This window comes from Arthrobacter sp. TJ-240 (assembly GCF_058269195.1).
Genome location: NZ_JBZCNG010000004.1, coordinates 282,065 through 307,624, shown reverse-complemented (window position 1 = coordinate 307,624; position 25,560 = coordinate 282,065). Strand labels below are relative to the sequence as shown.

Genomic DNA, 25,560 nt, shown 5'->3' with positions numbered 1-25,560 from the left:
CCTAGCCCTTCGTCGCGCCGGCGGTCAGCCCGGAGACGATGTACTTCTGGGTGAACAGGGCGATGACCATGATGGGGATGGTCACCACGACGGAGGCTGCCATGAGTCCTCCCCAGTCGATGCTGGCGTAGGCCACGAAATTGAAGATGGCCACGGGGAGGGTCTTCGTGTCGGCTCCGGACAGGACCAGCGCGAACATGAAGTTGTTCCAGGAGAAGATGAACGCCAGGATGCTCGCCGTCGCGATCCCGCCCACGGACAGCGGCAGCGTGACCTTGAGGAAGGCGCCGATGTGGGTCAGGCCGTCCACCCGGGCGGCCTCCTCCAGTTCCAGGGGCATCGAATCGTAGTAGGACATGAGGATGTACACGATCAGCGGGAGCGCCACGAACATGTGCGAGAGGATCAGCACGCTGTAGCCGCCGACCATCGACAGGTTCGAGAACACGTAGTACCAGGGCACCAGCAGGCTGACGCCGGGGATGATGCGGGCCATCAGGACCACGAGTGCGGAGCGCCGCATGGCGAACCGGCTCATCGAGTAGGCGGCGGGGATCCCGATGATCAGGGACAGGGCCGTGGAGGCGAACGCTACCCAGAAGCTGTTGAACACGAAGGAGAGGTAGTTGTTCCGCCCGAGCACGGTCTCGTAGTTGGCCGTGGTCGGCGTGAACACGAGCGTCTTGGACGCGTCGTAGATGTCCACGTTCGTCTTGAGCGAGGCGAGGAACATCCAGACCAGCGGCGCGATGAACGCGGCGACGACGACGACGAGGGCCACCGCGCGGAACACCTTGTAGGCACGCGTGCCGAACGGCTTCCTGCGCCGGGCAGGGGCACCGGACAGGGCTGCCCGGTCGGATCCCGGCCTGATCAGTTTCGGTTCGGCGAGGCTCATTTCTGCACTTCCTTCCGGCGGCGGGTCAGGAGGAACATCACGGCGACGATGATGAGGAAGAAGATGATCAGCACCGTCGAGGACACGCCGTAGTCGTTGTAGTCGAAGCTGAGCCCGTAGGCGTAGACGTTGAGCGTCTCCACCTCGTGGAAGGATCCTCCACCGCGACCCTTGGTTGCGTACAGGAGGTCGAAGGTCTTCAGGGCGTCGATGCTGCGCAGCAGGATCGCCACGATGATCGTGGGCATGAGCAGCGGGACGGTGACGAAGCGGAAGCGCTGCCAGGCGCTGGCGCCGTCGATCCTCGCCGCTTCGTCCGGCTCGTCCGACAGCGACGTCAGGCCGGCGAGCAGGATGATGACCACCATGGGGGTCCACTGCCAGATGTCGATGAAGATGACGGTCGGCAGGGCCGAGTACTGGCCGGACAGCCAGGGCTGGGGTCCGATCCCGAGGAAGCCGAGCAGCTGGTTGGCGAAGCCGATGTTCGGATCGAAGATGAGCCGCCACATCATGCCGACGGCCACCGGGGTGGCGACGAGGGGAAGCAGGATCGCGACGCGCACCCACTTCTCGCCCTTGAACGGCCGCCAGAGCAGCAGGGCGATCGCCATCCCCAGGACCAGCTGGACGGTCAGGGCGACCGCCGTGAAGACGAACGTCCGGGCGACCGCGGGCCAGAAGCGTTCGGTGTCCGTGAGGACGTCGGCATAGTTCTCGAAGCCGATGAACTCGGACTCGGCCCGGACGGATCCGGAGGCGTCGGTCAGGCTGAGGTAGAGCGTCCAGCCCAGTGGGAACGCGATGAGGACCGCGACGAAGATCATGGCCGGGGCGGCGAACAGCCATTTGCGGTGCTCGTTGGCCCAGTCGGAGTAGGACTTCCATGCGGTCTGCTTCTGCGGGAGTCTCTTGGGGGGAAGTGCGGCGACTGCCATTGATCCACGTCCTATCGGCGGCGGGGGTCTTCGGTGCTGTGCGGTGGCTGCCGCCGTCGTCCCGGGCAGGACGACGGCGACGGCCGGCAGGGAGTGCTATTCGCGCTCGTCGTCGAGGAACTGCTGGAACGCCTCGTCCGCCGCGTCGGCGGCCGCGTCGACGTCGCCGTCCGTGATGCCGACGACGATCGGGTCGCCGACGATCTCACGCGCCTCACCGACGTTGATCACGAGCGGACGGTCGGCTCCCACGCCGTTCTCGGCGCTGACCTCGATCGCCGCCGCCAGGTCCTCGGGGTAGGTCTCCGTTCCGGCGGGGTCCTGCCACACCGAGTTCCGGGGACCCGGGACGCCCTCCTGCTGGATCTGCATGACCATGTCCTTGCTGGTCGCCCATTCGATGAACTTCCACGCGTTGTCCTGGTTGCCCGAGGCCTCGTTGATCCCGAGGCCCCACGAGGGCACGTTGTAGGGCTTGGAGCCGGCGGGCCCGGCGGGCATCGGCGCGAAGCCCACTGTCTCCGCCACCTGCGAGTTCGCGGGGTCCGTGGCGTTCTGGTAGAGGCTGTCCGCCTCGGTGTAGAACGCCGAACCGCCCTGCGTGAAGATGGCCATCGCCTCGGGCCAGCTCATGTCGGTGCTCACGTTGGCGGGGCCGTACTCGTTGATCATCCGGCCGTAGTAGGCGTAGGCCTCCTTGGCCTCGGGTGAGTTGACGGCGGAGTTGCCCTCGTCGTCGATGAATTCGCCGCCGAAGCCGTACAGGAAGCTGGAGAACTGGGTGACGGCCGGCGACTTGCCGGTGCGGGCCACGAATCCGGCGATGTCGGGGTTCTGTTCCTTGATCTGCTTGGCGGCCGCTTCCAGTTCCTCGAGCGTCTTGGGCACCTCGAGCCCGGCCTTCTCCAGGAGGTCCTTGCGGTAGTAGAGGACCTCCCGCTCGGTGATCGTGGGGACACCGACCACCTGCTCCTCGAAGGTGGTGGAATCCACCGGGCCTTCCTGGAAGTCGTCCCACTGCCAGTCCGGGTTCGAGCTGACGCGCTCCGTGAGGTCCGCCAGGTAGCCGTTCTGGGCGAAGAGCTTGCCCTCCTGCAGCGGGCGGTACATCATGACGTCGATCTCGTCGGTGCCGGCGTTGAGCTGCACGTTGTACTGGGCCGAGAGCTGGTCCTCACCGAGTTGGGTGACCTCGACGGTCAGGCCGGTCTCCTCCTCGAACTCGGGGATGGCCTCCACGACGGCGTCCGTCCAGACATGGTTGGCCAGCGTGACGCGGACCGTGTCGGAACCTGCATCACCCTCCCCGCCTCCGCCTCCGCCGCTGCAGGCCGAGAGCGACCCTGCGGCCAGGACGGTCATCAGCACTGTCATTGCGAGGGCACGCGAATTCCTGCGTTCCACGGTTTCTCCACTTCTCTTCATTGAGGAGCACCGGCAGTGAGCGGTGCTGGGAGTAGATGCGCGTTACATCTGCTGTAAGCCCTCACAGTAATCCGACAGATCATACTTCTGAACCCCTCGCGAGCCACTGATCCGACTTTGTTAGGCTCTCTCCATGTCCCAGACCCAGCTCGCGCCGGCAGCGGACCTGCATGCAACAACGGTGGACCGGCTGGGCCTCGCCGTGTGCCGCGGGGAGATGGCAAGCGGCTCGATCGTGCGGATCGACGAGCTCGAGGAGCGGTTCGGGGTATCGCGCTCCGTGGTCCGTGAAGCCCTGCGGGTCCTCGCGTCCATGGGCATGGTGGCGTCCCGCCGGCGGGTGGGCGTGCAGGTACGGCCCGCCACGGAGTGGAACCTCTACGATCCGCAGGTCATCCGCTGGCGACTGGCATCGCACGGCCGCGTGGCCCAGCTGCGGTCGCTCTCCGAGCTCCGCACCGCCGTCGAGCCCCAGGCCGCTGCGCTGGCCGCAATGCGCGCACCCCTGGCCAGTGCCAGCGAGCTGATGGGGCTGTCGGGCAAGCTGTGGGAGGCGGGCCGCAGCGGGGACACCGAGCTGTTCCTGAGGCTCGACATCCAGTTCCACCGCCTCGTGCTGTCGAGCTCGGGCAACGAGATGTTCGGGATGCTGGATTCGCTCGTCGCGGAGGTGCTCACCGGCCGCACCCACTACGGCCTGATGCCGCAGCACCCCCACGAGGAGGCGCTGCAGATGCACGTCGATGTCGCCAGCGCCATCCAGCGCGGCGATTCCTCCGACGCGCACGCGGCGATGCTGGCCATCATGACCCGGGCGATGACCGAGATGAGCACTCTGTGGAACGAGGAAGCGCACAAGAGCGCTTCCTAGTCCCCTACCTCACGCAGCCGGGGTCTTCGCGTAGCGGTGGGAGCCGCCGGCCGCCGGCCGGGCCGCGGGCCACAGCACGTCCAGCGAGTGCAGCACATGCCTCCGTGCGATGGCGACGACGGCTGCCGCGCACATCTCGGCGTCGCTCCCGGCATCATGGTGCCGGAACCCGCCCAGGTCGAGGGCCTTCGCGACGTCCGGGAGCCTGTTCGACTCGAGGCCGAGGAGTCGCCGCGCCAGCTGGACCGAGCAATGGAACGCGGTCTCGGGCACGGGAAGACCCGACTCGGCGCAGGCGCCCCGCAGCACCGATCGGTCGAAGGAGGCGTTGTGCGCCACGAACGGGTCCGCGCCTGCGAACGCCTGGATGCGCTGCAGGCTCTCGGGCCACCGGGGAGCCGTCCGGACGTCGGCGGGCCGGATGCCGTGGACCTCGATGTTCCGCGGCGCGAACTCGCCCACCGAGCGCGGAGGCTTGATGAGCCAGGACGCGGAGCCGACGACGACGCCGTGCTGTACCTTCGCGAGGCCGACGGCGCAGACCGAACCGCGCTTGCTGTTCGCGGTCTCGAAGTCGATCGCCGTGAAGTTGAGACCGTGCACTGTTCCCCCTGAAGACCCGGCCGCACGTTCTGCGGCCCTGAACAGCCTAGCGACAGTCGCACCGGTCCCGAGACCGCCCCTCCTACAGCTCCGGCGCCCGCTTCGCCCAGCCCGTCGCCTGCTCGAACGCATAGGCCACCTGCAGCAGCTCCACGTCGCTGCCGTGCGGCATCACCAGCTGCAGTCCCACGGGCAGGCCACCCTCGCTGAAGCCCGCCGGCACCGAGACGGCAGGCAGACCCGTCGCCGAGATCAGGTACGCCGATTGCATCCAGTCCAGGTAGGTCTCGAACTCCACACCGTTGACCGACGTCGGGTACCGCTCCGCGGCGTCGAACGGCAGCACCTGGGCGGTGGGGCTCGCGAACACGTCATACCGGCCGAAGTAACGGCGCACGCTGGTATCGAGCCGTGTCCGGGCCAGGGCGGCGTCCACCATGTCCGGCGCGGTCAGCTGCAGACCCTGCTCCACGTTCCAGCGGATCTCGGGTTTGATCGCATCTCCGTGCTTCCGCACGAGCTCACCGAGACCCAGCACGAAGTCGAAGGCGCGCGTCGTGCCGAACACCTGATCGGCGTCCCGCAGGTCCGGCGCGGCTTCCTCGACGATCGCGCCGAGGTCGGCGAAGACCTGCAGCTGTTCCTCGAGGACCCGCAGCACCTCGCGGTCCACGGGGACGCCGAGCCCGAAGTCGGGCGACCAGCCGATCCGCACACCCGTCAGGTCACGCTGCAGCGGTGCGGCGAACGAGCCCGTGACCGGGTAGTCGTAGGGCACGGCGGGGTCGGCTCCCGCGATCGCCGTCATGCCCAGGGCGATGTCCTCGACGTCGCGCGCCATCAGCCCGTTGCGGCCGAGCCATGCCCACGCGTTGCGTGTCGGCAGGGACGGGATCACGCCGATCGAGGGCCGATACCCGACCACGTTGCAGAACGACGCCGGGTTGCGGAGTGAGCCGCCCATATCGCTGCCGTCGCCCAGCGGCTGGATCCGTGCCGCGATCGAGGCTGCCGCTCCCCCGCTGCTGCCGCCAGCGCTCCGGGTGGTGTCGTAGGGGTTCACGGTGGTGCCGAACACCTCGTTGAAGGTGTGCGAGCCGGCGGCGAACTCCGGCACATTGGTCTTGCCCGTCGTCACGACACCGGCGCTCCTGAGGCGCCCGATGATGAGGTCGTCGAACGTCGGCACGAAGTCCCGGAAGACCGCCGACCCCTGCGTCGTCCGCAGGCCCTTCGTGTTATGCGTGTCCTTGTGCGTCATCGGCAGCCCGTGCAGCAGGGGAAGATCACCGCCGGACGCCGCGAGTTCGTCCGCGGCGGCCGCGAGCGCTGCAGCGCCCTCGCGGTCCTCGGTGACGACGGCATTGATCGATCCGTTGACCGCGTCGATCCGCGCGAGGTGGGCGTCCAGCGCCTCCCGAGCGGACACCTCACGGCGGCGGATGGCGCCGGTCAGCTCGACGGCGGACAGGTCGGAGAGTTCACCGCTCACGCGGTGGTCCCGACCTTGGACAGCAGTGCGGTCATCGCCGCCCGGACGCCGGTGGTGAGCGTCGGCTCGATCGCCGGCGCGAAGTACGGCGAGTGGTTGCCCGGGACCGGGTCGTCGCTATCGAGCAGGTCCTGCGGGTGGCCGCCGAAGAACCAGTAGACACTGGGCACCCCGATCGCCTCCGCCAGGAGGCCGAAGTCCTCGCTGCCCATCACGGGCGGGGACTCGATGACGGCATCCTCGCCCAGCACCTCGCCCAGCACGGTCATCAGGTCCTCCGTCGATGCGGGATCGTTGTAGCACTGGGGAAAGCTTGTGATCTCCTCGATAGCCGGTTCCGGCGCACCCGACGCCGCGGCCTCTGCACTGATGATGCGCCGCAGTGATCCGAGGACGCGTTCACGCACGTCGACGTCGAACGTCCTCACATTGAGCGTGAATTCGGCCGACGCCGGGATGATGTTCTCCTTCAGCCCCCCGTGGAACGTGCCGACCGTGACGACGGCGGACTTCATCGGGTGCACCTCGCGGGACACGATGGTCTGGACACGCACGATCATGTGCGCGCCGAGCACGATCGGGTCGATCGACTGCTCCGGCTGCGAGCCGTGCGCCTGCTTGCCGTGCACGGTCACCTTCCAGGAGTCGGCCATCGCCATGGCCGTTCCCTTACTGATGTTCACAGTGCCTGCGCGCCCGGGCCAGACGTGCTGCCCGTAGATGATCGACGGCTTCGGCGCCTTGTCCCAGAGTCCGTCCTCGACCATGGCTTCCGCGCCCTCGCCGGTCTCCTCGCCGGGCTGGAAGACGAACACCACGGTGCCGGACCACGCGTCACGGTTCTCGGTCAGCAGCTGCGCGGCGGTGAGCCCGACGGTCATATGGGTGTCGTGGCCGCAGCCGTGCATCACCGGGACGTCGGTGCCGTCGGCGAGATTGCCCGCCGCAGTGCTCGCGTAGTCGAGGCCGGTGTCCTCCGCGATGGGGAGTCCGTCGGTGTCCGCTCGATAGCCGACCACCGGGCCGTCGCCGTTCCGCAGGATCCCCACGACCCCGGTTCCTCCGCACATGAAGGTCTCGAGCCCGAGGTGGCCCAGCTTCTCGAGGATGAACGCCGCGGTGTGCGTCTCCTGCATGGACAGTTCCGGGTGGGCGTGGAGGTGCCGGTACAGCTCGTGCATGGCGGTGGTGTCGGCGTCGGAGAGATCGAAGACGGCGGTGTCGATGGTCATGGTGTCCTTTCGGGCGGGTCTGTCTGGGAGCCTAGTTGACGAGCGTGGTGGGCGTGGCGGTTGCCTTGCGCGAGCGCAGGAACCAGGCCAGCACGGCGGTGACCAGGACGACGATGCCGGTGGCCGGTTTGGCGAGTGCGGGAACCGCGGGTACCAGGACGAAGAGCACCACGACGGCGACGACGACGGCGATCACGGTGACGCGGGGCTGCTTCATGGTGACGACGAGTTGCACGAGCACCCCGCCGATGATGGCCGGGAAGATGTAGAGCCGTGCCACGTCGACGATGTCGGTGGGGATGATGCTGACCAGCCACGTCCCGAGGATCCCGACGAACAGGAGCATCGAGACGACGTGGACCATCGCCGCGCCGCAGATGGCCATGAGGGCCGCGAACTCACCGCGCTTGGTGCCGGCCTTGGCTCCGACCGCGGCCTGCGCCACGAGGGCCGAGGGCAGGAGCTTGTTGGCGATGTTGCCGATCATGAACGCCTGGTACATGGCGGCGGGGCCGAGCACCGGGTAGTAGGTGATGGGTTCCACGAACCAGAGCACGAAGAAAGCGGCGGCGACGGTGAGGTACGCGGTCCAGATCATCCCGCCGGTGATGCCCAGGTCGGTGAACAGGACGAGGTAGAGCGGGGCGGCGAGGGAGAGCAGGAGCGCAGTCCCCATGGTGATCTGGCCCCAGCGGGAGGTGGTGCGGTCGAACTCGGCGAGCGACGCGGAGGCGGTGACGGCAGTATCTGATGAAGACATGGTGGTTCCTTTCGGGTGAGGTACTGCCTAGGCGACGGGGGCCATGCCGGAGGTGTGGGCGATATAGGCGGCGAACAGCCCGACGATGATCGAGATGCCGAGGCCCCACTCCCTCAGCCAGGTCGCGGAGGTCCTGTTCGCGAGGAGGATGCACACGCCCATGGTGACGGCCGAGACGATGACGGAGAGGATGTGGACGGGTGTCTTGCCGAGTTCGGCGATGCCGAGGCTCGCGAAGGCCCCGATCAGGGCGGCGGCCGGCACGATGGCCATCAGGGCGGGGTTGACCCGGCGCAGCTTGGTGTCACCTCTGCGCAGAATCGGCGTCAGCACGAGCGTCGCGATCATCCAGCCGGCGCCGGAGAGGCTCATGGCCATGAAGGCGACCACGAAAACCGCCTGCGTGTAGTCCGGCCCGCCCAGCGTCGCGCCCATGGTGCTCGCAGCGAGGCTCGCTGACGCCGACTCGGTGGCGGCGGATCCGACGAGGCCGATCCGCACGAGGACGGCCGGCGTGCCGAACAGCGTGAGGAGGGCGATACTGACGAGCACCACTGCCAGCGATGGGCCGATCGCCGCGATGGCTCCGGCCCGGAAGGACGTCCGCAGTTCCTCCGCGGAGATGTCCGCCGCGGGGCCCGCTTTCCGGGCGGCCTTCATATAGATGAGGGACTGGACGATGATGGCGCCGAAGACGCCGACGGCGAGGATCCAGAGGACGGGCAGGTTGGCGATCGCAAGGATGTCCGTGGACAGTCCCTCGGGAGTCAGTGCGGTTTCCATGGGAGCTCCAGTAGGCAGGGCGGGCGGAGGTCGGTCGGTCAGGCGGTCAGGCGTGTGTCGCCGTCGAGTTGTCCGAGGGTCGCCACGAGCGCTTGTACGCCGACGGCGATGTCTTCGGTAGAGCTGAACTCCTCGGGGCAATGGCTTTTGCCGTTCTTCGACGGGATGAAGATCATGCCCATGGGGGCGAGGGAGGCCATGTGCACGGCGTCGTGCGTGGCCCCGCTGGGGATCGGCATCCACGGGAGTCCGAGCCCTTCTGCGGCTGCGCCCGCGACGTCCTGCACACCCCGGTCCGACTGGACCACCGTGTTGTCGGTGGACCACTCGAAGCCGACATCGACGCCGAGATCGGTCGCCTTCGCGGCGATCTCCGCGGTGAGCCGGCCCTTGACGCCGGACAGCCAGGCGGAGTCGACGCTACGGACCTCGCTGTACATGCGGACGAGGGAGGGCACCACGTTCGGTGACCGTGATTCCGATTCCACGCGGGTCGATGTCGCGACTCCGTGGGTGGGTGCGCCGCACCCCTCGGCGCGTACCGCTAGGACGGCTTCGGCTGCCGCGATCATGGCGTCCCGGCGGTCCTCCATCGAGGTGGTTCCCGCATGGTCGGCGGACCCGGCGAAGGTGGCGATGAAGCGCTCGATCCCGGTGATGGCGGTGACGATACCCAGGGGCAGCCCTCGCTTCTCGAGGGTGGGGCCCTGCTCGATGTGCAGTTCGACGAAGGCGTGCAGGGGGTCCTTCGCCCAGGGGACGTCCAGCAGCCGGGAGGGGTCGAGTCCGTAGTCGGCGTACGCCTGTCCGAGCGTGACGCCGCGGTAGTCGCGCCGCTCGAGGTCCGACGGCGTCAGTTCCTGCGCCGCGGAACGGCTTCCGAGGCAGCTGAGGCCGAACACGTTCGATTCCTCGCCGAGGAAGTCGACCACCAGCAGGTCCCGCTCGAGCTGCTTCCCGGATTCCTGCAGCAGCCGGGCGGCCTCGATGGACCCGAGGACGCCGACGATGCCGTCGAAACGCCCGCCGCCGTCCACCGTGTCGGTGTGCGACCCGGTGACGAGCGCCGGAGCGGACGGCGTGCGGCCCGCCAGGCGGCCCACGATGTTGCCGGCCGCGTCCACCTGGACGTCGAGTCCTGCTTCACGCATGCGGGCGGCGGTCCAGTCCCGCGACGCCCGGTACGGCTCGCTGAAGACCTCCCGGGTCCAGCCCGGACGGTCGCCGTCGCGGAAGGCGGAGAGCTCCGCCACGCCGGTATTGAGCCGATCGAGGGTCTCGGAGGAGATCGTCTGGGACATGAATATCAGTCCTTCGTGCAATCGTTTGCGCATCCCGCTGCAGGAAGATCGGCGGGGCGAATGTGGTGCTCATCACACTACAAGTGGTGGGTTTCGTCAATGTTTCCGCGAGGTGAAAGCTTCACTCCACCCCTTTTTGGCCCTCGTCCGGCGCAAACCTTTGCGACAGTCACAGTGAGGGGCGATAGGCGCAGCCGCAGCAGTCCTAGACTCAGGGCGATGAAGGAAGATCCCAGCGGGCAGCCGGCACCGGCACGCCGCGTGACGCTCACGACCGTCGCTCGCCACGCACAGGTCCATGTCTCGACGGCGTCGAGGGCGCTGAGTGACGACCCGGCCGGCATCGGCGCCGACACCGTACGGCGGGTGCGCGACCTCGCGGCTGCCCTCGGGTACCGGCGCGATGTCGGTGCGGCAGGGCTCAGGACCGGGTCGTCCCGGTTGATCGGCGTCCTCGTGCCCCGCCTCACCGACCTCGTGCTCGCGTCGATCTACGAGAGCATCGACGCCGCGGCCAGTGCTGCCGGCTACGGGACCGTCGTCGCCAACACCCTGGACGACCCGGAGCACCGCCGGGTGCGCCTGGACGCGATGCTCTCGCGGCGGATCGACGGCGTCATCATCGGTGATTCTCACATCGGGGACACCGCCGCCCATGAGCTCCGGGCCCGCGGGGTCCCCTACGTCCTCGTCATGCGCAAGCTCGAGGGGCACCTGTCCGTGACCACGGACGACTACCGTGGCGGGCAGCTCGCCGCCGAGCACCTTCTCGGCCTCGGGCACCGTCGGGTCGGCGTGATCGCCGGAGACCAGCTGGCGAGTACGGGCCGCGAGCGCACACTCGGTTTCCGCCGGGCCTTCGAATCCGCCGGCCACCCCCTGCCCGATTCATACATCGTGCAGTCGGCCTTCAGCACGCCGTCGGGGCTGGAGGCGGGCAACCAGCTCCTGCGGCTACCGGATCCACCGACGGCCATCTTCGCCGTCCACGACCTCCTCGCCCTCGGCGCCATGGGGGCCATCCGCGACGCCGGGAAGCGGGTCGGCGAGGATGTGGCACTTATCGGCTACAACGATCTCGACCTGGCTGCCACGCTTCCCGTTCCCCTCACGTCCGTGCGGAGCGATCTCAGGGCGATGGGGGCACTGAGCGTGGATGTCCTCCTGAGGACTTTCAGGGGCGAAGCCGCTCAGGGCGTGCTGCTGCCACCGGAACTCGTGGTGCGGGCAACCACCCCTGCCCTGCGGGCCTAGCGCAACTTCGCGGGCTGTTCACCTTCGGGTTCCATCCGCGCCACGCCCCCGTGGCCCGGCGTCGACAGCGTGGAGGTGACACCACCGCTGCCTGACCAGGAGCTTCCATGAAGGCCATCGTCCGCGTCCTGTCCGTCCTCCTGTCCGCGGTCCTCGTGACCGGCTCCACCAAGCCCGCCGTCGAGGACTTCCCCGCCACGGTCGACGGCGGCGCCTGGCCGGCCGGGCACGTGCAGGGCATCGCCGTCGACATCAAGAACGAGGTGGTCTACTACTCCTTCACCACGATGCTCGTGAAGACCGACCTCGAGGGGACCGTGCTCGGCACCGTCACCGGCTTCACCGGGCACCTCGGCGACCTCGACTTCAACGAGAAGGACGGTCGCGTCTACGGGTCGCTCGAGTACAAGGCGGCCGAGTCCTTCTACATCGCCATCTTCGACGTCGACCGCATCACCGGCATGGACATGGACGCCGAGACGGACGGCATCGTCACCGCCGTCCACCTCGACGAGGTGGTGCAGGACTTCACGGCGGACATGGACGGCGACGGCGTCTTCGACGGCAACATCGCCGACACCCCGGATCACCGGTACGGCAGCAGCGGGATCGACGGCGTCTCCTTCGGCCCCGCGTTCGGCCGCAAGAACGGCAAGCAGCTCCTCACCGTCGCCTACGGCATCTACTCGAACACCGAGCGCGCGGACAACGACCACCAGGTACTCCTGCAGTACGACGTCACGCGCTGGAAGAAGTACGAGCGGCCCCTCACCCAGGAAGCCCCGCACGCCAGCGGGCCGACGACCCCCGACGGCAAGTACTTCGTCCGTACCGGCAACACCACCTACGGCGTGCAGAACCTCAACTACGACGCCTTCACCCACACCTGGCTCCTCGGCGTCTACAAGGGCGTGAAGGAGCACTTCCCCAACTACTCGCTCTTCGCCATCGACGGCTCATCACGTCCTGTGCGAGGCATCATCGAGGGCCAGCCGACCCGCGAGGAGGGCCTACTCCTCCCCCTGCTCGAGCAGGGCCTGCACCACGAACCCACCGGAATCCGAGGCTGGAACTTCACCGCCGACGTCGGACTCGAGTCGCTCGGCAACGGCTACTTCTACATCGCCACCCAGGGCCGGATCACTCAGGACGGGGTCATTCGGCAGACCGCCGTGCTCGACCTGTTCCGGTGGACCGGAGCGCCGTCGTCGCCCTTCGAGCTCGTGGCCCGGTAGCCCGCGACCAGCCGGGCACTGGTCCACGATCACCCTTTCAACCGCGTACTGCGTTTTCCCGACTCGACAACGTGTTCCTCGATCTGGCGACCTCGTGCGGAAATAGTACAGAATGCGATCATGGACATCACTGACAACGGACCGAACCCGAACGCGTTCGACATCGAGAGTGCAGCGACGGCGAACGCCGATTACCGTCGCGTCGCCTGGACGGGCAAGCACCTGCAGGTGACGCTCATGTCGATCGAGCCAGGCAATGCGATCGGCCTCGAGGTGCACCACGGCACCGACCAGTTCCTGCGCATCGATGCCGGGAAGGGCCGCGTCAAGATGGGGCCCTCGAAGGACGACCTCTCGTTCCAGCAGGACGTCATGGACGGCTGGAGCATCCAGGTGCCCGCCGGCACGTGGCACGACGTCGAGAACACCGGGGACGAACCCCTGCGTCTCTACGCCGTCTACGCACCCACGCACCACGCCCAGGGCATCGTGCAGGCGACGGCGGACGACGCCGAGAAGGACGAGGAGCAGGGACGCGACGAGCCGCCGTCGTGGGTCGAGGAAGTCGACGACAAGGGCGAGGAGAGCGCCTAGCCACCGTCGTTCCCGGTCCGGTCACGCAACCGCCGACCGTACCGGGAACGGCGACGGGAATCAGTGACGGGGAGCGTCGATTCCTGCCTGCGCCTGGACGCGGCAGTTCAGTGCGGCGATCAGTGTGGCCGCATCGGCAGGAACTGCCGGGTCGTACCCGGTCAGCTGGTGCACGCGGGCCAGCCGGTTGAGCACCGTGTTCCGGTGGCAGTACAGCTGCTGCGCCGCCCGCGACACCGACCCGGTGCTGACGTAAGTGAGGGCGGTCTCCACGAGACGGTCCGCCTCCGCGGCCGGGATGAGCGCCAACGGTGCAAGGACTGCCTCGGCGAGCACCTCGCCGAATTCGCCGAGCCGCTCGGCCGCCACCGGGCCCCAGGCCTGCCGGATGGTCTGGTGCCCGGGTGCGGCCAGGTCGAGGACGGCCACGGCCTCGAGCGCCACACGGACCATCGTCGGGACCTCAGCCAGGGATTCCGCCACGGGTGCCACGAAGCACCGGAGTCTGGTCAGCCAGGCCGGCACCGCCGGGCCCACCCTGCCGGACGGCGGACGCCGGTCCTCGAGGATGAGGATCAGGGCACCATCGCGCTCGTGCAGGTACTCCTCCGCCTGCGCCTGGGCGACGCCGGCCCGGAACTCCTTGCGCGCGCTCTCCGCCCCGACCGCGACGACGAACGATCCCTGCGGCGACACCCCCAATGCTCGAGCGACCTGCCCCAGCAGTTGTGGGTCACGGCCGTCAGAGGACAACAGCCGCGACAGCAGGAACGCCCGCTGCTGTTCCTTCTCGTGGGCCATCGACGCGAGTTCGTCCATGTATCCGGCGTGCACGCGGGTCACATGGAACTCGACGGCTTCCCAGACGCGCACGGCGTCCTGGGTGAAATCGGAGAGGGACGCGGCGGGCACCCGTGCCAGCATCTCGGTCCAGAGAATGCGAAAATCCATGCGCACGGCCCGCAGCAGCGATTCCAGTGGAACGCCCTGGCCCGCCCGGCGATGACCGAGGGCATCCGACATCCGTGCCAAACGCTCCGGCACCGGCAGTCCGCCGACCATCCGCAGCAGCAACTCCATCGAGGCCACGGCGGTCTCGCGTAAATCCTGGTCCTGGACAGGCGAACCCGCGTAGCCCTCGATGTCCTGCACGTCGATCAGGAACCGCTCGGCAATGCCGTCGATGTCCGCCAGGCAGCGGGACACGACATCGGACAGTACCGACCGCTCCTCGGCCGCCAGCGTGTCAGAGGATTTGGGCATTTGCCCATCCTAGGGCTGGAGCGTGTGCCATCCCTCCATTGTGGCTGCTGGTGACGGAGACCACACTGATAGGAATCGAATAGCCCCATCCACTCTAGGAAAACGATGCTCGACCTCAAGGTCACCAATGCACAGCTCTTCACGCTGAGCGATGACACGCCCACCGCGCACTCGATGGGCGTCCTCGACGGACTCATCGTCGGGTTCGACGACGAGGTCACCGAACTTCCGGCGGAGCGGACGATCGACGCCGGCCAGGCCGTCGTCGTTCCTGGTTTTGGTGATTCCCACAACCACATGGCCTGGTTCGGGCAGTCCCTGCAAGAGCTCGACCTGAGCGGGTGCCGCACCCTCGACGAGGTCTCCGCGGCGGTGCAGAACTTCGGAGCGATGCTGCACGAGGGGCAGTGGCTCGTCGGTTCCGGCTATGACGACACCGTTCTCGGTGGCCACCCGCACCGCACGCTGCTGGACGCCGCCGCGCCGGGGCGTCCGGTCTGGCTGAAGCACCGGTCGGGCCATATGTGCTCGGTGAACTCGCTCGCCCTCGAGTTGGCCGGCGTCCTCGACGGCTCGGCCGAGACGCCGGAGGGCGGGAAGGTCGTGACGGATACCGGCGGCCCGACGGGGCTGCTCGAGGAACAGGCCCAGAAGCTCGTGACCGCGCTCGTGCTGCCCTATCCCGTAGCGGACCTGGCGGACGCCATCGCAGCGGCCAGCGAGGTGTACGCGTCCGAGGGCCTGACGCACGTCGTGGAAGCGGGCATCGGCGGCGGGCTTATCGGGCGTAGCCCCGTCGAGCTCGCGGCCTACACCCTCGCCCGGCAGCGGGGCGAGCTGAAGACGCGTGTCCAGCTCATGGTGGCCAGTGACGCCCTGCATTCCGTGTCATCGCATGACGACGATGGCATCACCTTCGGACTGGACCTCGGCATCGCCACGGGGTTCGGCGACGACGGCGTGCGCATCGGTCCCATGAAGATCTTCGTGGACGGCTCCCTGATCGGCCGCACCGCTGCCGTGACGGAGCCGTTCTGCGACCACGCGCACGGCACCGGAGACTTCCAGCTCTCGATCGAGGAGCTGACCCGGCGCATCGTCGCTGCCCACCGCTCCGGGTGGACCGTCGCCGCACACGCCATCGGGGATGCCGCCGTCGACGTCGCCCTTGATGCCTTCGAGGCAGCGCAGCACCAGGTGCCCCGACCCGAGGTCCGCCACCGCATCGAGCACGCGGGCATCGTGCGCCCCGATCAGCTCGCACGATTCGCGGAACTCGGCATCACGCCCGTCCCGCAACCGCGTTTCCTGTTCGAGGTCGGCGACACCATGGCCGCGGCCGTCGGCCCCGACCGCGAGCCGTGGGTGTACCGGCACCGATCCTTCCTCGAACAGGGCGTCCGTGTCCCGGGGAGCTCTGACCGCCCTGTCGCTACCGGCGCTCCCCTGCTCGGCATGCAGTCGATGGTGCAGCGGCGCACCTCGTCGGGGGCCGTCATCGCTCCCGGGGAACGCGTCGACGCCGAGACCGCCCTGCGCGCCTACACCGTGGACGCGGCCTGGGCCGCCGGTGACGAGCAGCGCCGCGGCACCCTCGCACCGGGCAAGCTCGCCGACTTCGTCATCCTGTCCGAGCACCCCGCGCGGGTCGATCCGGACCGGATCGGAGCCATCGAGGTCCTCGCGACCGTCGTCGGAGGCGAGTGCGTCTTCGGCGAAGCATTCCTTTCATCCAGGACGGCCGTTCCCGTCCCCTCACCACAACCCTCCGATCAGGAAGTCTGACCATGCAACCCTCCGAGGCAAGCTCCACCGCACCGCCGGCCATCCCGAAAGTAAGCGGCGCGGACGCCGGCAGGATTGCCCGCGCCGCGTTCGTCGGCACCGCGCTCGAGTGGTACGACTACTTCCTCTTCGGCACCGCCGCGGCGATCGTGTTCAACCGCCTGTTCTTCACGACCCTCGACCCCACTGCCGCCACCCTCGCCGCCTTCGCGACCTTCGGCGTCGGCTTCGCCGCGCGTCCGCTGGGCGCCGTCCTCTTCGGTTTCATCGGGGATCGCGTCGGTCGCCGTCCGGCCCTGCTGATCACCATCGTGATGATCGGTTGCGCCACCGGGCTCATCGGCCTCCTGCCGGACTTCGGCAGCATCGGACTCGCGGCGCCCATCATGCTCGCGATCCTGCGGCTGATGCAGGGACTGGCCGTCGGCGGGGAGTGGGGCGGCGCGATGACCATCGCCGTCGAACACGCGCCGATCGAGAAGCGCGGCCGTTATGCCGCGCTCGTCCAGGTCGGGTCCCCTGTCGGTACCCTGATGTCCTCCGGTGCCTTCGCGCTGGTCCTGCTGCTGCCCTCGGAGGCTTTCGACTCATGGGGATGGCGCCTGCCGTTCCTCGCCGCGTTCCCGCTGCTCCTCGTGGCCCTGTACATCCGGCTCAAGGTCGAGGAATCGCCGATCTTCCGTGAACTCGTCAAGCTCGAGGAACGCGCGAAGATCCCCGCCCTGGAGGTCTTCCGCCACGCTTGGGGTCGCCTGATCGTCGCCGTCGCCGCTGCTTTCCTCGGTGTCGGCGGGTTCTACGTCATGACCACCTTCGTCATCAGCTACGGCACCACCACGCTCGGTCTCGAGCGCGGACTCATGGTGAACGCGACGCTGGTCGCCGCCGTCTTCCAGATCGGCGTCGTGCTCGTCATGGGCCGCATCAGCGAGCGCGTGGGCCCCGGCCGCATGACCCTCATCGGCGGTCTGGTCACGGCTGCCGCCGCGTTCCCGCTGTTCTGGCTCATCGATACGCGGAACCCCGCGGCCATCGTCCTCGCCGTGACGCTCGGCATCGCGTTCCTGTCCATCGCCTACGCCGTCACCGGCGCACTGCTCACCGAACTGTTCCCTCCCCGCCTCCGCTACAGCGGCGTGGCGCTCGGTTACAACCTCGCCGGCGCACTGAGCGGATTCCTCCCGCTGATCGCCGTTGCGCTGCAGGGCGCCACCGGCGGCGGGTCCTGGACCGCGGCGCTGCTGCTCATGGTCGTCTCGCTCATCACCGCCGCCGGCGGTTTCTTCGGCGAGCGCCTCCGCGTGAAGGACAAGGCCATTGTCCAGTAGCCCGACAGCAGGCGTCCCCCTCGACGACGGGCAGCGCCGGCGGATCCTCGACGCCGTCGACGCCGCCTTCGACCGTCAGCTCGCCTTCACGGCCGAGCTCGTCCGTCACCCGTCCCTGCGGGCCCAGGAGTCCAGTGCCCAGGACCTCCTCTTCGGTGCTCTTCAGGAGCGGGGCCTCGAGATGGACCGGTGGCAGCTCGAGGAGGAGTCCCTGTCCGGCCATGTCGGGTACGGCCCCACCACCGTGGCGTTCGAGGACCTCACCAATGTCGTCGGCACCTACACACCGGAGGGGTCCGCGGAAGGTCGATCGCTGATCCTCAACGGACACGTCGACGTCGTCCCCACCGGCCCCGAGGAGACGTGGTCGCGCAGCCCCTGGGACGCACCGGTCATCGACGGATGGATGTACGGGCGCGGCGTGGCGGACATGAAGGCCGGGCTCGCGGCGAACCTGTTCGCCTTCGACGCCGTACGCGCCGCGGGCCTGTCGCCCCAGGGACGGATCCACCTGCAGTCGGTCGTCGAGGAGGAATGCACGGGCAACGGGTCCCTCGCGGCCCTGCAGCGCGGCTACACCGCGGACGCCGTCGTCATCCCCGAGCCGGAGGAGGACATGCTCGTCCGCGCGAACGTGGGCGTGATCTGGTTCCGGGTCCGTGTCTCGGGCCAGCCCACGCACGTGCGGGAAATGGCCTCGGGGTTCAACGCGATCGATGCCGCCTACCCGGTCATGCAGGAGCTCCGCACGGTGCAGGACCGCTGGAACGCGGACAAGGGCAACCACCGGTACTTCGAGGACCTCGAGCATCCGATCAACTTCAATATCGGCACCATCGCCGGCGGCGACTGGCCCTCGAGTGTCCCTTCCTGGTGCGAGTTCGACGTCCGGGCATCCCTCTACCCCGGGACCTCCGCAGCGGACGCCTGGCGGGAGATCGAGGACTGCCTGCGCTCGATCGAGAGTGAGGCGAATGTCTCCGCGGTGCGCACGGGATTCTTCTCCGAGGGCTACGTCCTCGAGGAGGGATCAGCGGCCGAACAGGCCCTGGCGGCAGCGCACCAGGACGTCACCGGCGCGGAACTGCAGAGCTTCACGACGCCGGGCTACCTCGACGGACGCGTGTTCTCGCTGTACGCCGGGATGCCCGCCCTGGTGTACGGGCCGACGTCGGAGTCCATCCACGGCTTCGACGAGCGGGTCTCCGTGGAATCCGTCCGCAACGTGACCAAGACGATCGCGCTGTTCATCGCCACGTGGTGCGGCGTGTCCGAAACCGCCTGAGCTGCAGCTGACAAGAGGAGCCCCGCCGATGGCAGGGCTCCTCTTTCGTGTGGGGGTCAGGCCGTCGGCTGGTCGAGTTCCCCGACGCACAGCGCACGGACGACGTCGGTCAGCACGTGCAGGCCGTCCACGATGTCCTCGTCGGTGGTGTACTCGTGTTCGTTGTGCGAGATCCCGTCGACCGAGGGGACGAACAGCATGACGGTCGGGACGATGTCCTTCATGTTCGTGGAGTCGTGGCCCGCCAGGGTCTTGACCCGGGCGTGCTTCAGTCCCCGGTTCGCTGCGAGTTTCTCCGCCAGCTCGACGCCCTCGAACTGGTAGGGCGTGACGCCCCAGCAGTGCGAGCCGGTCTTCTCGATGCGCACCCGTGCGCGCTCCTCGATGACCCGGAGCTGCTCGTGCAGAGCCCTGTCGGCCTCGGCGAGGAGTTCCTCGTCGGCGGAGCGGAGGTCCAGCAGCAGCGTCACCCGGGACGCGACGACGACGGGCGAGTTCGGGTAGACGTCGAGCTGCCCCACCGAGGTGTGGAGGACACCGTCCGGGAACCGGTCGGCGACGTCCCGGGCGGCGACCACCAGGAGCGACGCCCCCAGGAGGGCGTCCTGCCGATCCGCCATGATCGTCGAGCCGGTGTGGGACTGCTCGCCGTGCACCACGAACTCGTACTTGTTCGCTGCCCAGTTCGATTCGACGGCACCGATCGTGACGCCGTCGCGCTCCATCCCGCGGCCCTGTTCGATGTGGATCTCGGCGTAGTAGGCCGGGTCCGGTCCGTCGAGCGTGCCCTGGCTCGCCGTGGCTGCCAGCGCTTCCCGGACGGGGATGCCGGAGGGGTCCTCGGTGGCGAGTGCGTCCTCGAGGGGCAGCTTGCCGGTGAAGACGGAGCTGCCCATCATGGAGGGCTTGAAGCGGGCGCCCTCCTCGTTGAACCAGTTCACCACCGCCAGGTTGTAGCGCGGGGTGTCACCGGCAGCACTCCACTCCTCTGCGAGCGCGAAGGCCGCGTGGGCGGCAGCGAGTACACCGTACGCGCCGTCGTACCGGCCGGCCGTGGGCTGGGAGTCGAGGTGCGAGCCGACGAGGACATAGGGTGCGCCGGGAACGAGCTCCAGGAGCCCGAACTGGTTGCCGATCCGGTCGAAGCGGACCGTGAAGCCCTCGTCGGTGAGCAGTCCGGTGAGCCAGGCCCGCTGCTCTCCGTCCGCCGGAGAGCCCGCCTGCCGCTCGACTCCCCCGCCGGGCGTAGCGCCGAAGGTGCAGAGCGTTGTGAAGTCCTGGAGGAAGACAGCGTCCCTCCCCTCGAAGGTCGACGGGTCCGGGTTGGCTACGGCTTCGTTGCCCATGGCTGTCCATTCTGACGCGGGTTCGGGTGTCCATCCCATCGTCCCAGCGCCCACGCCCTGCAGGGATGGCGTTTCCCCACGGCCTGAAGTGGCGGCAGTGTGCTTTCACACAGCATCGGCCCGGGCCGATTATGTATTTCCAGGTCCCTGTGTCCCTGACGCTCATGAGGACCGAAGGCGTCCGCATCGAACGGGACCATGGACCATGACTCCTCCACAGATCCAGCCGTTCACTATCGACATTTCGCAGGACGACCTCGACGACCTCCGGCGGCGCCTGACGGCGGCCCGCTATCCCGCGCCGCTGCCGCCCGCAGCGAGCGAGTGGGGCGAACCCTCGGCGTGGGACCGCGGGGTACCGCAGGACTGGGTGGCCGGCCTCGTCGACTACTGGCGGGACGGCTTCGACTGGCGCGCCTACGAGCAGCGCCTGAACGATGTCCCGCAGTTCACGACGACGATCGAGGGTCAACCGCTCCACTTCCTCCACGTGCGCTCCGAGGATCCTGACGCCGTGCCCCTCCTGCTGGCGCACGGGTGGCCGGGCTCGTTCCTGGAATTCGTGGACCTAATCGGTCCCCTCACCGCGCCGGGAAGCCATGGCAGTCCGGGCAGTCCGGCATTCCATGTCGTGATCCCGTCGGCCCCGGGCTTCACGTTCTCCAGTCCCCTCGCCGACGGCGGGTGGGACGACACCCGCGTGGCCGGTTCCTACGCGGAACTGATGACACGCCTCGGCTACGAGCGGTTCGGCGTGCAGGGTGGCGACTACGGCGCCGGGCTGGCCCCCGAGCTGGCGAGGGTGGAACCGGACCGGGTGATCGGGGTCCATGTCAACGGGACCACGGGCCCCATGCCGGAACTCCCGCTCGCCGAGGAGGACCTCGCGCGCCTCACCGAGCGGGAGAAGCGCGCCATCGCCGACATCGAGGCGTTCATGTGGCAGCAGTTCGGCTACATCTCCATCCAGTCCACGCGCCCCGGTCTGATCGGTACGCTGCTCACCGACAGTCCCGTGGGTCAGCTGGCCTGGATCATGGACAAGTTCCAGGCCTGGACGTGGCCGGTGGAGCGGGACGTCCTCGAGATCCTCGACCGCGACCTGCTGCTTGCCAACGTCTCCCTCTACTGGTTCACGCGCACAGCGGGCTCATCGGCGCTGACCGTGTATGCGCAGTCGAGCGGGTGGGGCACGGCGAAGGAGAAGAGCGATGTGCCGACGGCGGTCATCAACTTCGCGCACGACATCGCCATCCGCAGCTACGTGGAACGGGAGAACACGGTGACCCGCTGGACCGACGTCGACCGCGGCGGGCACTTCGCGGCGCTCGAGGAGCCTGAACTGCTGGTCGAAGACGTGCGGACGTTCTTCGGCGACCTGTAGGTGCCCTCACCTCGTCGGGAACGGACATCACGGCGGCGATCGGTATCAGCGTTGAACGGTTCCGGCGTCGCCGTCGAGGGTGGAGTGCGTCCACCGGCCCTCGAGCATGGTCGCCGACACGGCGAGGGTCCGCAGCTGATGGTCGTCGGCGCGGAGCGGGTCCAGTTCGGTGACCACGAGATCCGCGACAGACCCCGGCCGCAGCACCGTGCGCCCATCGGTGGAGGCAGCGAGTGCCACCGATGACAGCACGCGTTGCTCAGGGTGCCAGGGTGAGCGCCCGTCCCGTGCACGGGACACGGCGGCGGCCATCGACACCCACGGGTCGAGCTGCGCGACCGGCGCGTCCGAGCCGAGCCTGACCTCCGCGCCCGCTGCCACCAGGCTCCCGAAGGCGAAGGCCCGGTGTGTGCGCCCCGGCCAGTATCGATCCGCGACGTCGCGATCATCCATCGCGTGCTCCGGCTGGACGCTGGCAGTGACGCCGAGGCGCGCGAAGCGTCCGAAGTCGGCCTCGTCGACCAGCTGGGCATGCTCGATGCTTCCGCCGCAGCCCGCCTCCTCGAACGCGTCGAGGGCGAGGGAGTTCGCCGCGTCCCCGATCGCGTGGACCGCCGGCACGAGGCCTGCCGACGACGCGCGGCGGAGATGATCGACGAGCCGGCCACGGTCGACCGTGCAGATCCCCCGGCCTTCGCGGGCCCCGTCGAGACCGGGATACGGTGCGTGGCAGAACGCGGTCCGGGTGTTCAGCGAACCGTCGGTGATGATCTTGAACGGGCCCATCGTCACCAGGCCCTCCGTCCCCTCGATGACGTCCCCGGTGCGCAGGCCCCGCGCGATGACCGCGTCGAGATCGTGCGGGTACACGCCGGCCCGGACCCGCATGCCCCGGATGCCGCCGGCGACACGGTGAGCCCACCGGTCGAGGGAGAGGGTCATCTCGAGGTCGACGACGCCGACGACGCCCCGGGCGGCCGCGGCGTCGACCGCCTCCGCCACCCAGCCGTCGAGGTGCTCGTCGGGGACCGAGCTGATGCGGGCGTTGACATCGAAGGCGGCCTGTTCGCGCAGCACGCCCGTGGGGTGCTCGGCGTGCCCGTGGAAGGCGAGGGCCCTGGTGTTGAGCCACGCCGCGTGCAGGTCCTTGCTGACGAGCACGACGGGCACGTCGGACCCGACGGCGTCGAGCAGTTCCCGCGTCGGGGCATCCGGCCACAGTCCGTCCTGGAAGCCGTAGCCGATCAGGGGCTGTCCGGCCGCCGGTGGCATCGAGAGCAGGCGTGCGGCGACCAGTGCTGCGGCGCCGGCGGCGCAGGTCGCCGGCGACAGGTCCAGGCGCTGACGCATGAGCGCCCACTGGCCCATGTGCACGTGCGAATCCCAGAGACCCGGTGACACCCACTGCCCGCCGAGATCCACCGTCCGGGCCGCGCCGGAGTCCAGGCCCTCGCCCGCAGCCGTGATGATCCCGTCCTCGACGAGGAGGTCCACTGGCTCACCGGAGGTTCCGACCAGGCGCGCGGAGCGGAGAAGGACGCCACCCACCGCGCTGATCATCCTCGCCGGGCACGCCGCATCTCGCGGGCCAGGGCCGGGTTCGCGTAGTGCCCATCGTGCTCGAGCTCGTCGATGATCCGCCCGACCACCGCAGCATCCTTGTTCTGGCTGAGCTTCAGCCGCGCGTCGAAGCGGGTCACCACCAGGCGGATCCCCACGGTCCCCCGGGCAATGCGGCGCGATCCGTCGAGGTCCAGGGTCAGGGAGGAGGGTTCCGGCATGACGCCTTCGAAGGTGTCGACCAGTTTACCGAGCATCAGGAAGTTCTCCTCGTCGGAGAGGATCTCCGGCGTCCCGTACAGGTGTGCGGTGACGTGGTTCCACGTCGGGACGATCTGGTCCTCGGGATACCAGCCGGGTGAGATGTAGCCGTGCGGGCCCTGGATGATCACCAGCACCTCGTGGTCACCGAGTTCGTGCAGCTGCTCGTCGGGGCGTCCGACATGACTGATGATGCTGATGCTGTCGTCGGACGTCTCCTCGAGCATCACCGGGTAGTGCGACGCCACGAGTCCGCCGACAGGTGAGGACACGATCGTCGCCCAGGGATTCTCGCGGACGAGTCTCTTGACCTCGCCGACGTCGGACAGGACGAAGTGTGGCGTGTGGCGCATGCCTGCCACTCTGTCACGGAACCGATTCGGGGTGGTGTTCCAGAACCCGACTGCCGCACTCGACCCTCGCCGTACCATCGGCCCGTCGATCGGCGAACCCCTCCGGGTCCACGAACGCCTGCGCGGCACTGAACTCTCTGCACGCGTTGGTCGACTACTCGAGGCTGTAGAACTGCCTGCCGCGTGGGCTGGGCGGTACCCGCACGAGCTGTCGGGCGGCCAGCGCCAACGTGTGGCGGCGTGCTTTCGCACAGCGCCCCGGGAAAACGGAACGGCCGGCCCCGAGGGGCCGGCCGTTCCGTTGTTCTCCTGCTCGAGCGCGTCGATCAGCCGATCGCGTCGCGCAGATCCTTCGCTGCCTTCGCGGGATCGTCGGCGCTGTAGATGCCACCGCCGACGACGGCGACGCCCGCGCCCGAGGCCTGGACATCCTTGAGCGTGGCGAGCTTCACGCCGCCCGCGACCGAGAAGGCGACACCCGACTCCTTGCCGGCGGTGAGCAGGGTGTTGAGGTCATAGCCCTCCTGCGCCTGCTCGTCGAGACCTGCGTGGAACTCGACGAACTCGGCGCCCAATGCGGTGACTTCCTTGGCACGGGCTGCCTTGTCGTCGACACCGATGAGGTCGACGACGACGCCCTTGCCGTGGGCCTTGCCGGCCTTGATGGCTCCGGAGATGGTGGAATCGTCGGCGACCCCGAGGACCGTCACGAGATCGGCGCCGGCCTTGAAGGCGACGTCGGCTTCGAGCTCGCCGGCGTCCATCGTCTTGAGGTCCGCGAAGACGATCTTGTCCGGGTGGGCTTCCTTGATGGCGGTCACGGCGGAGAGGCCCGCGTTCTTCACCAGCGGGGTACCGAGTTCGATGATGTCGACGTACTCGGCGACCTTCCCGGAGAGCTCGAGGGCGTCTTCGACGGTCAGTACGTCCATGGCGAGTTGCAGTTTCATGAGGTGTCCTTTGCTAGCCGGAATCGGTCGGTGGGTGCGGCGCGCACTATTCGAGGTTGGCGTGCCGGGGCCAGAGGTCTTCGGCGGGGGTGCCGTCGGCCTGCCAGAGGGTGTGGAAGACGGCGTCGAGCACCAGGAGAAGGGACTGCTCGAAGAGGCTGCCCGAGTACTGGCGCGAGGCCGTCCCGCGGTGGTCCGTCTTCTGCGCGGCCGGGATGACGACCACGCAGTCCGCGAGCTTCGCGAGGGTCGACCCGCCGTCGGTGGTCAGGGCTGCCACGCGGGCTCCGACGTCGCCGGCCGTCCTGGCCGCGGAGACAGCGCCCGCGGTCGTACCGGAGCCGGAGGCGACGAGGAGCAGGTCGCCGTCGCCGATGGCCGGCGTCGTCGTCTCGCCCACCACGTGGACGGTCAAGCCCAGGTGCATGAGGCGCATGGCGTGCATGCGCAGGGCGAGACCGCTGCGCCCTCCCCCGGTGACGAACACGCGACCGGCCTGCTGGATCTCGGTGACGAGTGAGGCAAGCTGGTCGTCCTGCAGGCCGTCTGCGGCAGCGACGAGTTCCTCGTGGAGCAGGCGCAGGCTGACGGGCACCGAGGGGTTGCCGGGTGCTGCGGTCATCGGTGGGGCTCCTGCCGTTCGGGGTTGGTCCGGACTC

Annotated in this window: 23 protein-coding genes; 8 read left to right on the top strand and 15 right to left on the bottom strand. The window is 68.6% G+C overall.

Translation table 11 applies throughout. The features are described from left to right. Position 1 precedes the first annotated feature (1 nt). The 3 genes from AC4D2C_RS12370 to AC4D2C_RS12360 form a co-directional block, all read right to left on the bottom strand. The gene (locus AC4D2C_RS12370; protein WP_490915186.1) at positions 2 to 898 is read right to left on the bottom strand and encodes a carbohydrate ABC transporter permease; all 897 of its coding nucleotides are present in this window, start codon (positions 896 to 898) and stop codon (positions 2 to 4) included. Beyond that, positions 895 to 1,836 carry a carbohydrate ABC transporter permease gene (locus AC4D2C_RS12365; protein WP_490905469.1) on the bottom strand — a complete coding sequence of 314 codons (942 nt, stop codon included), beginning with the start codon at positions 1,834 to 1,836 and terminating at the stop codon, positions 895 to 897. Before AC4D2C_RS12365 ends, AC4D2C_RS12370 begins: the two co-directional genes overlap by 4 nt. A gap of 96 nt (positions 1,837 to 1,932) precedes the next feature. Continuing rightward, a complete protein-coding gene (locus tag AC4D2C_RS12360; RefSeq protein ID WP_490915185.1) occupies positions 1,933 to 3,240 on the bottom strand; it encodes an ABC transporter substrate-binding protein in 1,308 nt (435 codons plus the stop codon). A 154-nt stretch (positions 3,241 to 3,394) separates the two neighbouring features. On the opposite strand from AC4D2C_RS12360, the gene AC4D2C_RS12355 reads away from it, so the two are divergent. Continuing rightward, positions 3,395 to 4,132 (top strand): FadR/GntR family transcriptional regulator, encoded by a 738-nt coding sequence (locus AC4D2C_RS12355; RefSeq protein ID WP_490915184.1) that lies wholly within the window; start codon positions 3,395 to 3,397, stop codon positions 4,130 to 4,132. Positions 4,133 to 4,141: 9 nt separating this feature from the next. On the opposite strand, the gene AC4D2C_RS12350 is transcribed toward AC4D2C_RS12355, so the two are convergent. From AC4D2C_RS12350 to AC4D2C_RS12325, 6 genes are all read right to left on the bottom strand, one after another. After that, the gene (locus AC4D2C_RS12350; RefSeq protein WP_490915183.1) at positions 4,142 to 4,735 is read right to left on the bottom strand and encodes a 3'-5' exonuclease; all 594 of its coding nucleotides are present in this window, start codon (positions 4,733 to 4,735) and stop codon (positions 4,142 to 4,144) included. An 82-nt stretch (positions 4,736 to 4,817) separates the two neighbouring features. Further along, positions 4,818 to 6,227, bottom strand: a complete 1,410-nt coding sequence (locus AC4D2C_RS12345) for an amidase (protein WP_490915182.1) — start codon at positions 6,225 to 6,227, stop codon at positions 4,818 to 4,820. After that, entirely contained in the window at positions 6,224 to 7,459 is a 1,236-nt protein-coding gene (locus AC4D2C_RS12340) for an amidohydrolase (protein WP_490915181.1), read from the bottom strand. Before AC4D2C_RS12340 ends, AC4D2C_RS12345 begins: the two co-directional genes overlap by 4 nt. A gap of 31 nt (positions 7,460 to 7,490) precedes the next feature. Further along, positions 7,491 to 8,219, bottom strand: coding sequence for a hypothetical protein (locus AC4D2C_RS12335; protein WP_490915180.1), 729 nt, complete (start codon positions 8,217 to 8,219; stop codon positions 7,491 to 7,493). 27 nt (positions 8,220 to 8,246) lie between these two features. Then, on the bottom strand, positions 8,247 to 9,002 hold the full coding sequence (locus AC4D2C_RS12330) for a DUF5058 family protein (protein WP_490905462.1): 756 nt from the start codon (positions 9,000 to 9,002) through the stop codon (positions 8,247 to 8,249). A 38-nt stretch (positions 9,003 to 9,040) separates the two neighbouring features. Then, the gene (locus AC4D2C_RS12325) at positions 9,041 to 10,303 is read right to left on the bottom strand and encodes a M20 family metallo-hydrolase (protein WP_490915179.1); all 1,263 of its coding nucleotides are present in this window, start codon (positions 10,301 to 10,303) and stop codon (positions 9,041 to 9,043) included. 219 nt (positions 10,304 to 10,522) lie between these two features. Between AC4D2C_RS12325 and AC4D2C_RS12320 the strand changes: the two genes are divergently transcribed. The 3 genes from AC4D2C_RS12320 (at position 10,523) to AC4D2C_RS12310 (ending at position 13,386) form a co-directional block, all read left to right on the top strand. Next, positions 10,523 to 11,557, top strand: coding sequence for a LacI family DNA-binding transcriptional regulator (locus AC4D2C_RS12320; protein WP_490915178.1), 1,035 nt, complete (start codon positions 10,523 to 10,525; stop codon positions 11,555 to 11,557). A 107-nt stretch (positions 11,558 to 11,664) separates the two neighbouring features. After that, on the top strand, positions 11,665 to 12,792 hold the full coding sequence (locus AC4D2C_RS12315) for a hypothetical protein (RefSeq protein WP_490915177.1): 1,128 nt from the start codon (positions 11,665 to 11,667) through the stop codon (positions 12,790 to 12,792). Between the two features lie 120 nt (positions 12,793 to 12,912). After that, positions 12,913 to 13,386: a cupin domain-containing protein gene (locus AC4D2C_RS12310; RefSeq protein WP_490915176.1), complete on the top strand. Its 474-nt coding sequence runs from the start codon at positions 12,913 to 12,915 to the stop codon at positions 13,384 to 13,386. Between the two features lie 60 nt (positions 13,387 to 13,446). On the opposite strand, the gene AC4D2C_RS12305 is transcribed toward AC4D2C_RS12310, so the two are convergent. Beyond that, positions 13,447 to 14,649 (bottom strand): PucR family transcriptional regulator, encoded by a 1,203-nt coding sequence (locus AC4D2C_RS12305; RefSeq protein WP_490915175.1) that lies wholly within the window; start codon positions 14,647 to 14,649, stop codon positions 13,447 to 13,449. Positions 14,650 to 14,754: 105 nt separating this feature from the next. Between AC4D2C_RS12305 and AC4D2C_RS12300 the strand changes: the two genes are divergently transcribed. Genes AC4D2C_RS12300 through AC4D2C_RS12290 form a run of 3 tightly spaced genes read left to right on the top strand, consistent with a single transcriptional unit; the run spans position 14,755 to position 19,047 of the window. Further along, the gene (locus tag AC4D2C_RS12300; RefSeq protein WP_490915174.1) at positions 14,755 to 16,434 is read left to right on the top strand and encodes an amidohydrolase; all 1,680 of its coding nucleotides are present in this window, start codon (positions 14,755 to 14,757) and stop codon (positions 16,432 to 16,434) included. 2 nt (positions 16,435 to 16,436) lie between these two features. Further along, a complete protein-coding gene (locus AC4D2C_RS12295; RefSeq protein WP_490905454.1) occupies positions 16,437 to 17,762 on the top strand; it encodes an MFS transporter in 1,326 nt (441 codons plus the stop codon). Next, positions 17,752 to 19,047, top strand: coding sequence for an ArgE/DapE family deacylase (locus AC4D2C_RS12290; protein ID WP_490915173.1), 1,296 nt, complete (start codon positions 17,752 to 17,754; stop codon positions 19,045 to 19,047). The genes AC4D2C_RS12295 and AC4D2C_RS12290 overlap by 11 nt, the downstream gene beginning before the upstream one ends. A 56-nt stretch (positions 19,048 to 19,103) precedes the next feature. Here the strand turns inward: AC4D2C_RS12290 and AC4D2C_RS12285 are convergent, their stop codons facing one another. Further along, a complete protein-coding gene (locus AC4D2C_RS12285) occupies positions 19,104 to 20,393 on the bottom strand; it encodes a M20 family metallo-hydrolase (protein ID WP_490915172.1) in 1,290 nt (429 codons plus the stop codon). A gap of 205 nt (positions 20,394 to 20,598) precedes the next feature. On the opposite strand from AC4D2C_RS12285, the gene AC4D2C_RS12280 reads away from it, so the two are divergent. Beyond that, entirely contained in the window at positions 20,599 to 21,777 is a 1,179-nt protein-coding gene (locus AC4D2C_RS12280) for an epoxide hydrolase family protein (protein WP_490915171.1), read from the top strand. Positions 21,778 to 21,822: 45 nt separating this feature from the next. Here AC4D2C_RS12280 and AC4D2C_RS12275 read toward each other — a convergent pair whose 3' ends face one another. The 4 genes from AC4D2C_RS12275 to hxlB form a co-directional block, all read right to left on the bottom strand. After that, on the bottom strand, positions 21,823 to 23,325 hold the full coding sequence (locus AC4D2C_RS12275) for an amidohydrolase (RefSeq protein WP_490915170.1): 1,503 nt from the start codon (positions 23,323 to 23,325) through the stop codon (positions 21,823 to 21,825). Positions 23,326 to 23,333: 8 nt separating this feature from the next. Continuing rightward, positions 23,334 to 23,951, bottom strand: a complete 618-nt coding sequence (locus tag AC4D2C_RS12270; RefSeq protein ID WP_490915169.1) for an FMN-binding negative transcriptional regulator — start codon at positions 23,949 to 23,951, stop codon at positions 23,334 to 23,336. A gap of 326 nt (positions 23,952 to 24,277) precedes the next feature. Next, on the bottom strand, positions 24,278 to 24,901 hold the full coding sequence (hxlA, locus tag AC4D2C_RS12265; protein WP_490915168.1) for a 3-hexulose-6-phosphate synthase: 624 nt from the start codon (positions 24,899 to 24,901) through the stop codon (positions 24,278 to 24,280). 46 nt (positions 24,902 to 24,947) lie between these two features. Then, positions 24,948 to 25,523, bottom strand: coding sequence for a 6-phospho-3-hexuloisomerase (gene hxlB / locus AC4D2C_RS12260; RefSeq protein WP_490915167.1), 576 nt, complete (start codon positions 25,521 to 25,523; stop codon positions 24,948 to 24,950). Between the last annotated feature and the right edge of the window lie 37 nt (positions 25,524 to 25,560).

Bases quoted from the DNA above. Each gene is read 5' to 3' on its own strand.
- AC4D2C_RS12370 (WP_490915186.1), bottom strand. From the start codon at position 898: ATGAGCCTCGCCGAACCGAAACTGATCAGGCCGGGATCCGACCGGGCA.
- AC4D2C_RS12365 (WP_490905469.1), bottom strand. From the start codon at position 1,836: ATGGCAGTCGCCGCACTTCCCCCCAAGAGACTCCCGCAGAAGCAGACC.
- AC4D2C_RS12355 (WP_490915184.1), top strand. From the start codon at position 3,395: ATGTCCCAGACCCAGCTCGCGCCGGCAGCGGACCTGCATGCAACAACG.
- AC4D2C_RS12340 (WP_490915181.1), bottom strand. From the start codon at position 7,459: ATGACCATCGACACCGCCGTCTTCGATCTCTCCGACGCCGACACCACC.
- AC4D2C_RS12335 (WP_490915180.1), bottom strand. From the start codon at position 8,219: ATGTCTTCATCAGATACTGCCGTCACCGCCTCCGCGTCGCTCGCCGAG.
- AC4D2C_RS12330 (WP_490905462.1), bottom strand. From the start codon at position 9,002: ATGGAAACCGCACTGACTCCCGAGGGACTGTCCACGGACATCCTTGCG.
- AC4D2C_RS12325 (WP_490915179.1), bottom strand. From the start codon at position 10,303: ATGTCCCAGACGATCTCCTCCGAGACCCTCGATCGGCTCAATACCGGC.
- AC4D2C_RS12320 (WP_490915178.1), top strand. From the start codon at position 10,523: ATGAAGGAAGATCCCAGCGGGCAGCCGGCACCGGCACGCCGCGTGACG.
- AC4D2C_RS12315 (WP_490915177.1), top strand. From the start codon at position 11,665: ATGAAGGCCATCGTCCGCGTCCTGTCCGTCCTCCTGTCCGCGGTCCTC.
- AC4D2C_RS12310 (WP_490915176.1), top strand. From the start codon at position 12,913: ATGGACATCACTGACAACGGACCGAACCCGAACGCGTTCGACATCGAG.
- AC4D2C_RS12305 (WP_490915175.1), bottom strand. From the start codon at position 14,649: ATGCCCAAATCCTCTGACACGCTGGCGGCCGAGGAGCGGTCGGTACTG.
- AC4D2C_RS12300 (WP_490915174.1), top strand. From the start codon at position 14,755: ATGCTCGACCTCAAGGTCACCAATGCACAGCTCTTCACGCTGAGCGAT.
- AC4D2C_RS12295 (WP_490905454.1), top strand. From the start codon at position 16,437: ATGCAACCCTCCGAGGCAAGCTCCACCGCACCGCCGGCCATCCCGAAA.
- AC4D2C_RS12285 (WP_490915172.1), bottom strand. From the start codon at position 20,393: ATGGGCAACGAAGCCGTAGCCAACCCGGACCCGTCGACCTTCGAGGGG.
- AC4D2C_RS12280 (WP_490915171.1), top strand. From the start codon at position 20,599: ATGACTCCTCCACAGATCCAGCCGTTCACTATCGACATTTCGCAGGAC.
- AC4D2C_RS12270 (WP_490915169.1), bottom strand. From the start codon at position 23,951: ATGCGCCACACGCCACACTTCGTCCTGTCCGACGTCGGCGAGGTCAAG.
- hxlA (WP_490915168.1), bottom strand. From the start codon at position 24,901: ATGAAACTGCAACTCGCCATGGACGTACTGACCGTCGAAGACGCCCTC.
- hxlB (WP_490915167.1), bottom strand. From the start codon at position 25,523: ATGACCGCAGCACCCGGCAACCCCTCGGTGCCCGTCAGCCTGCGCCTG.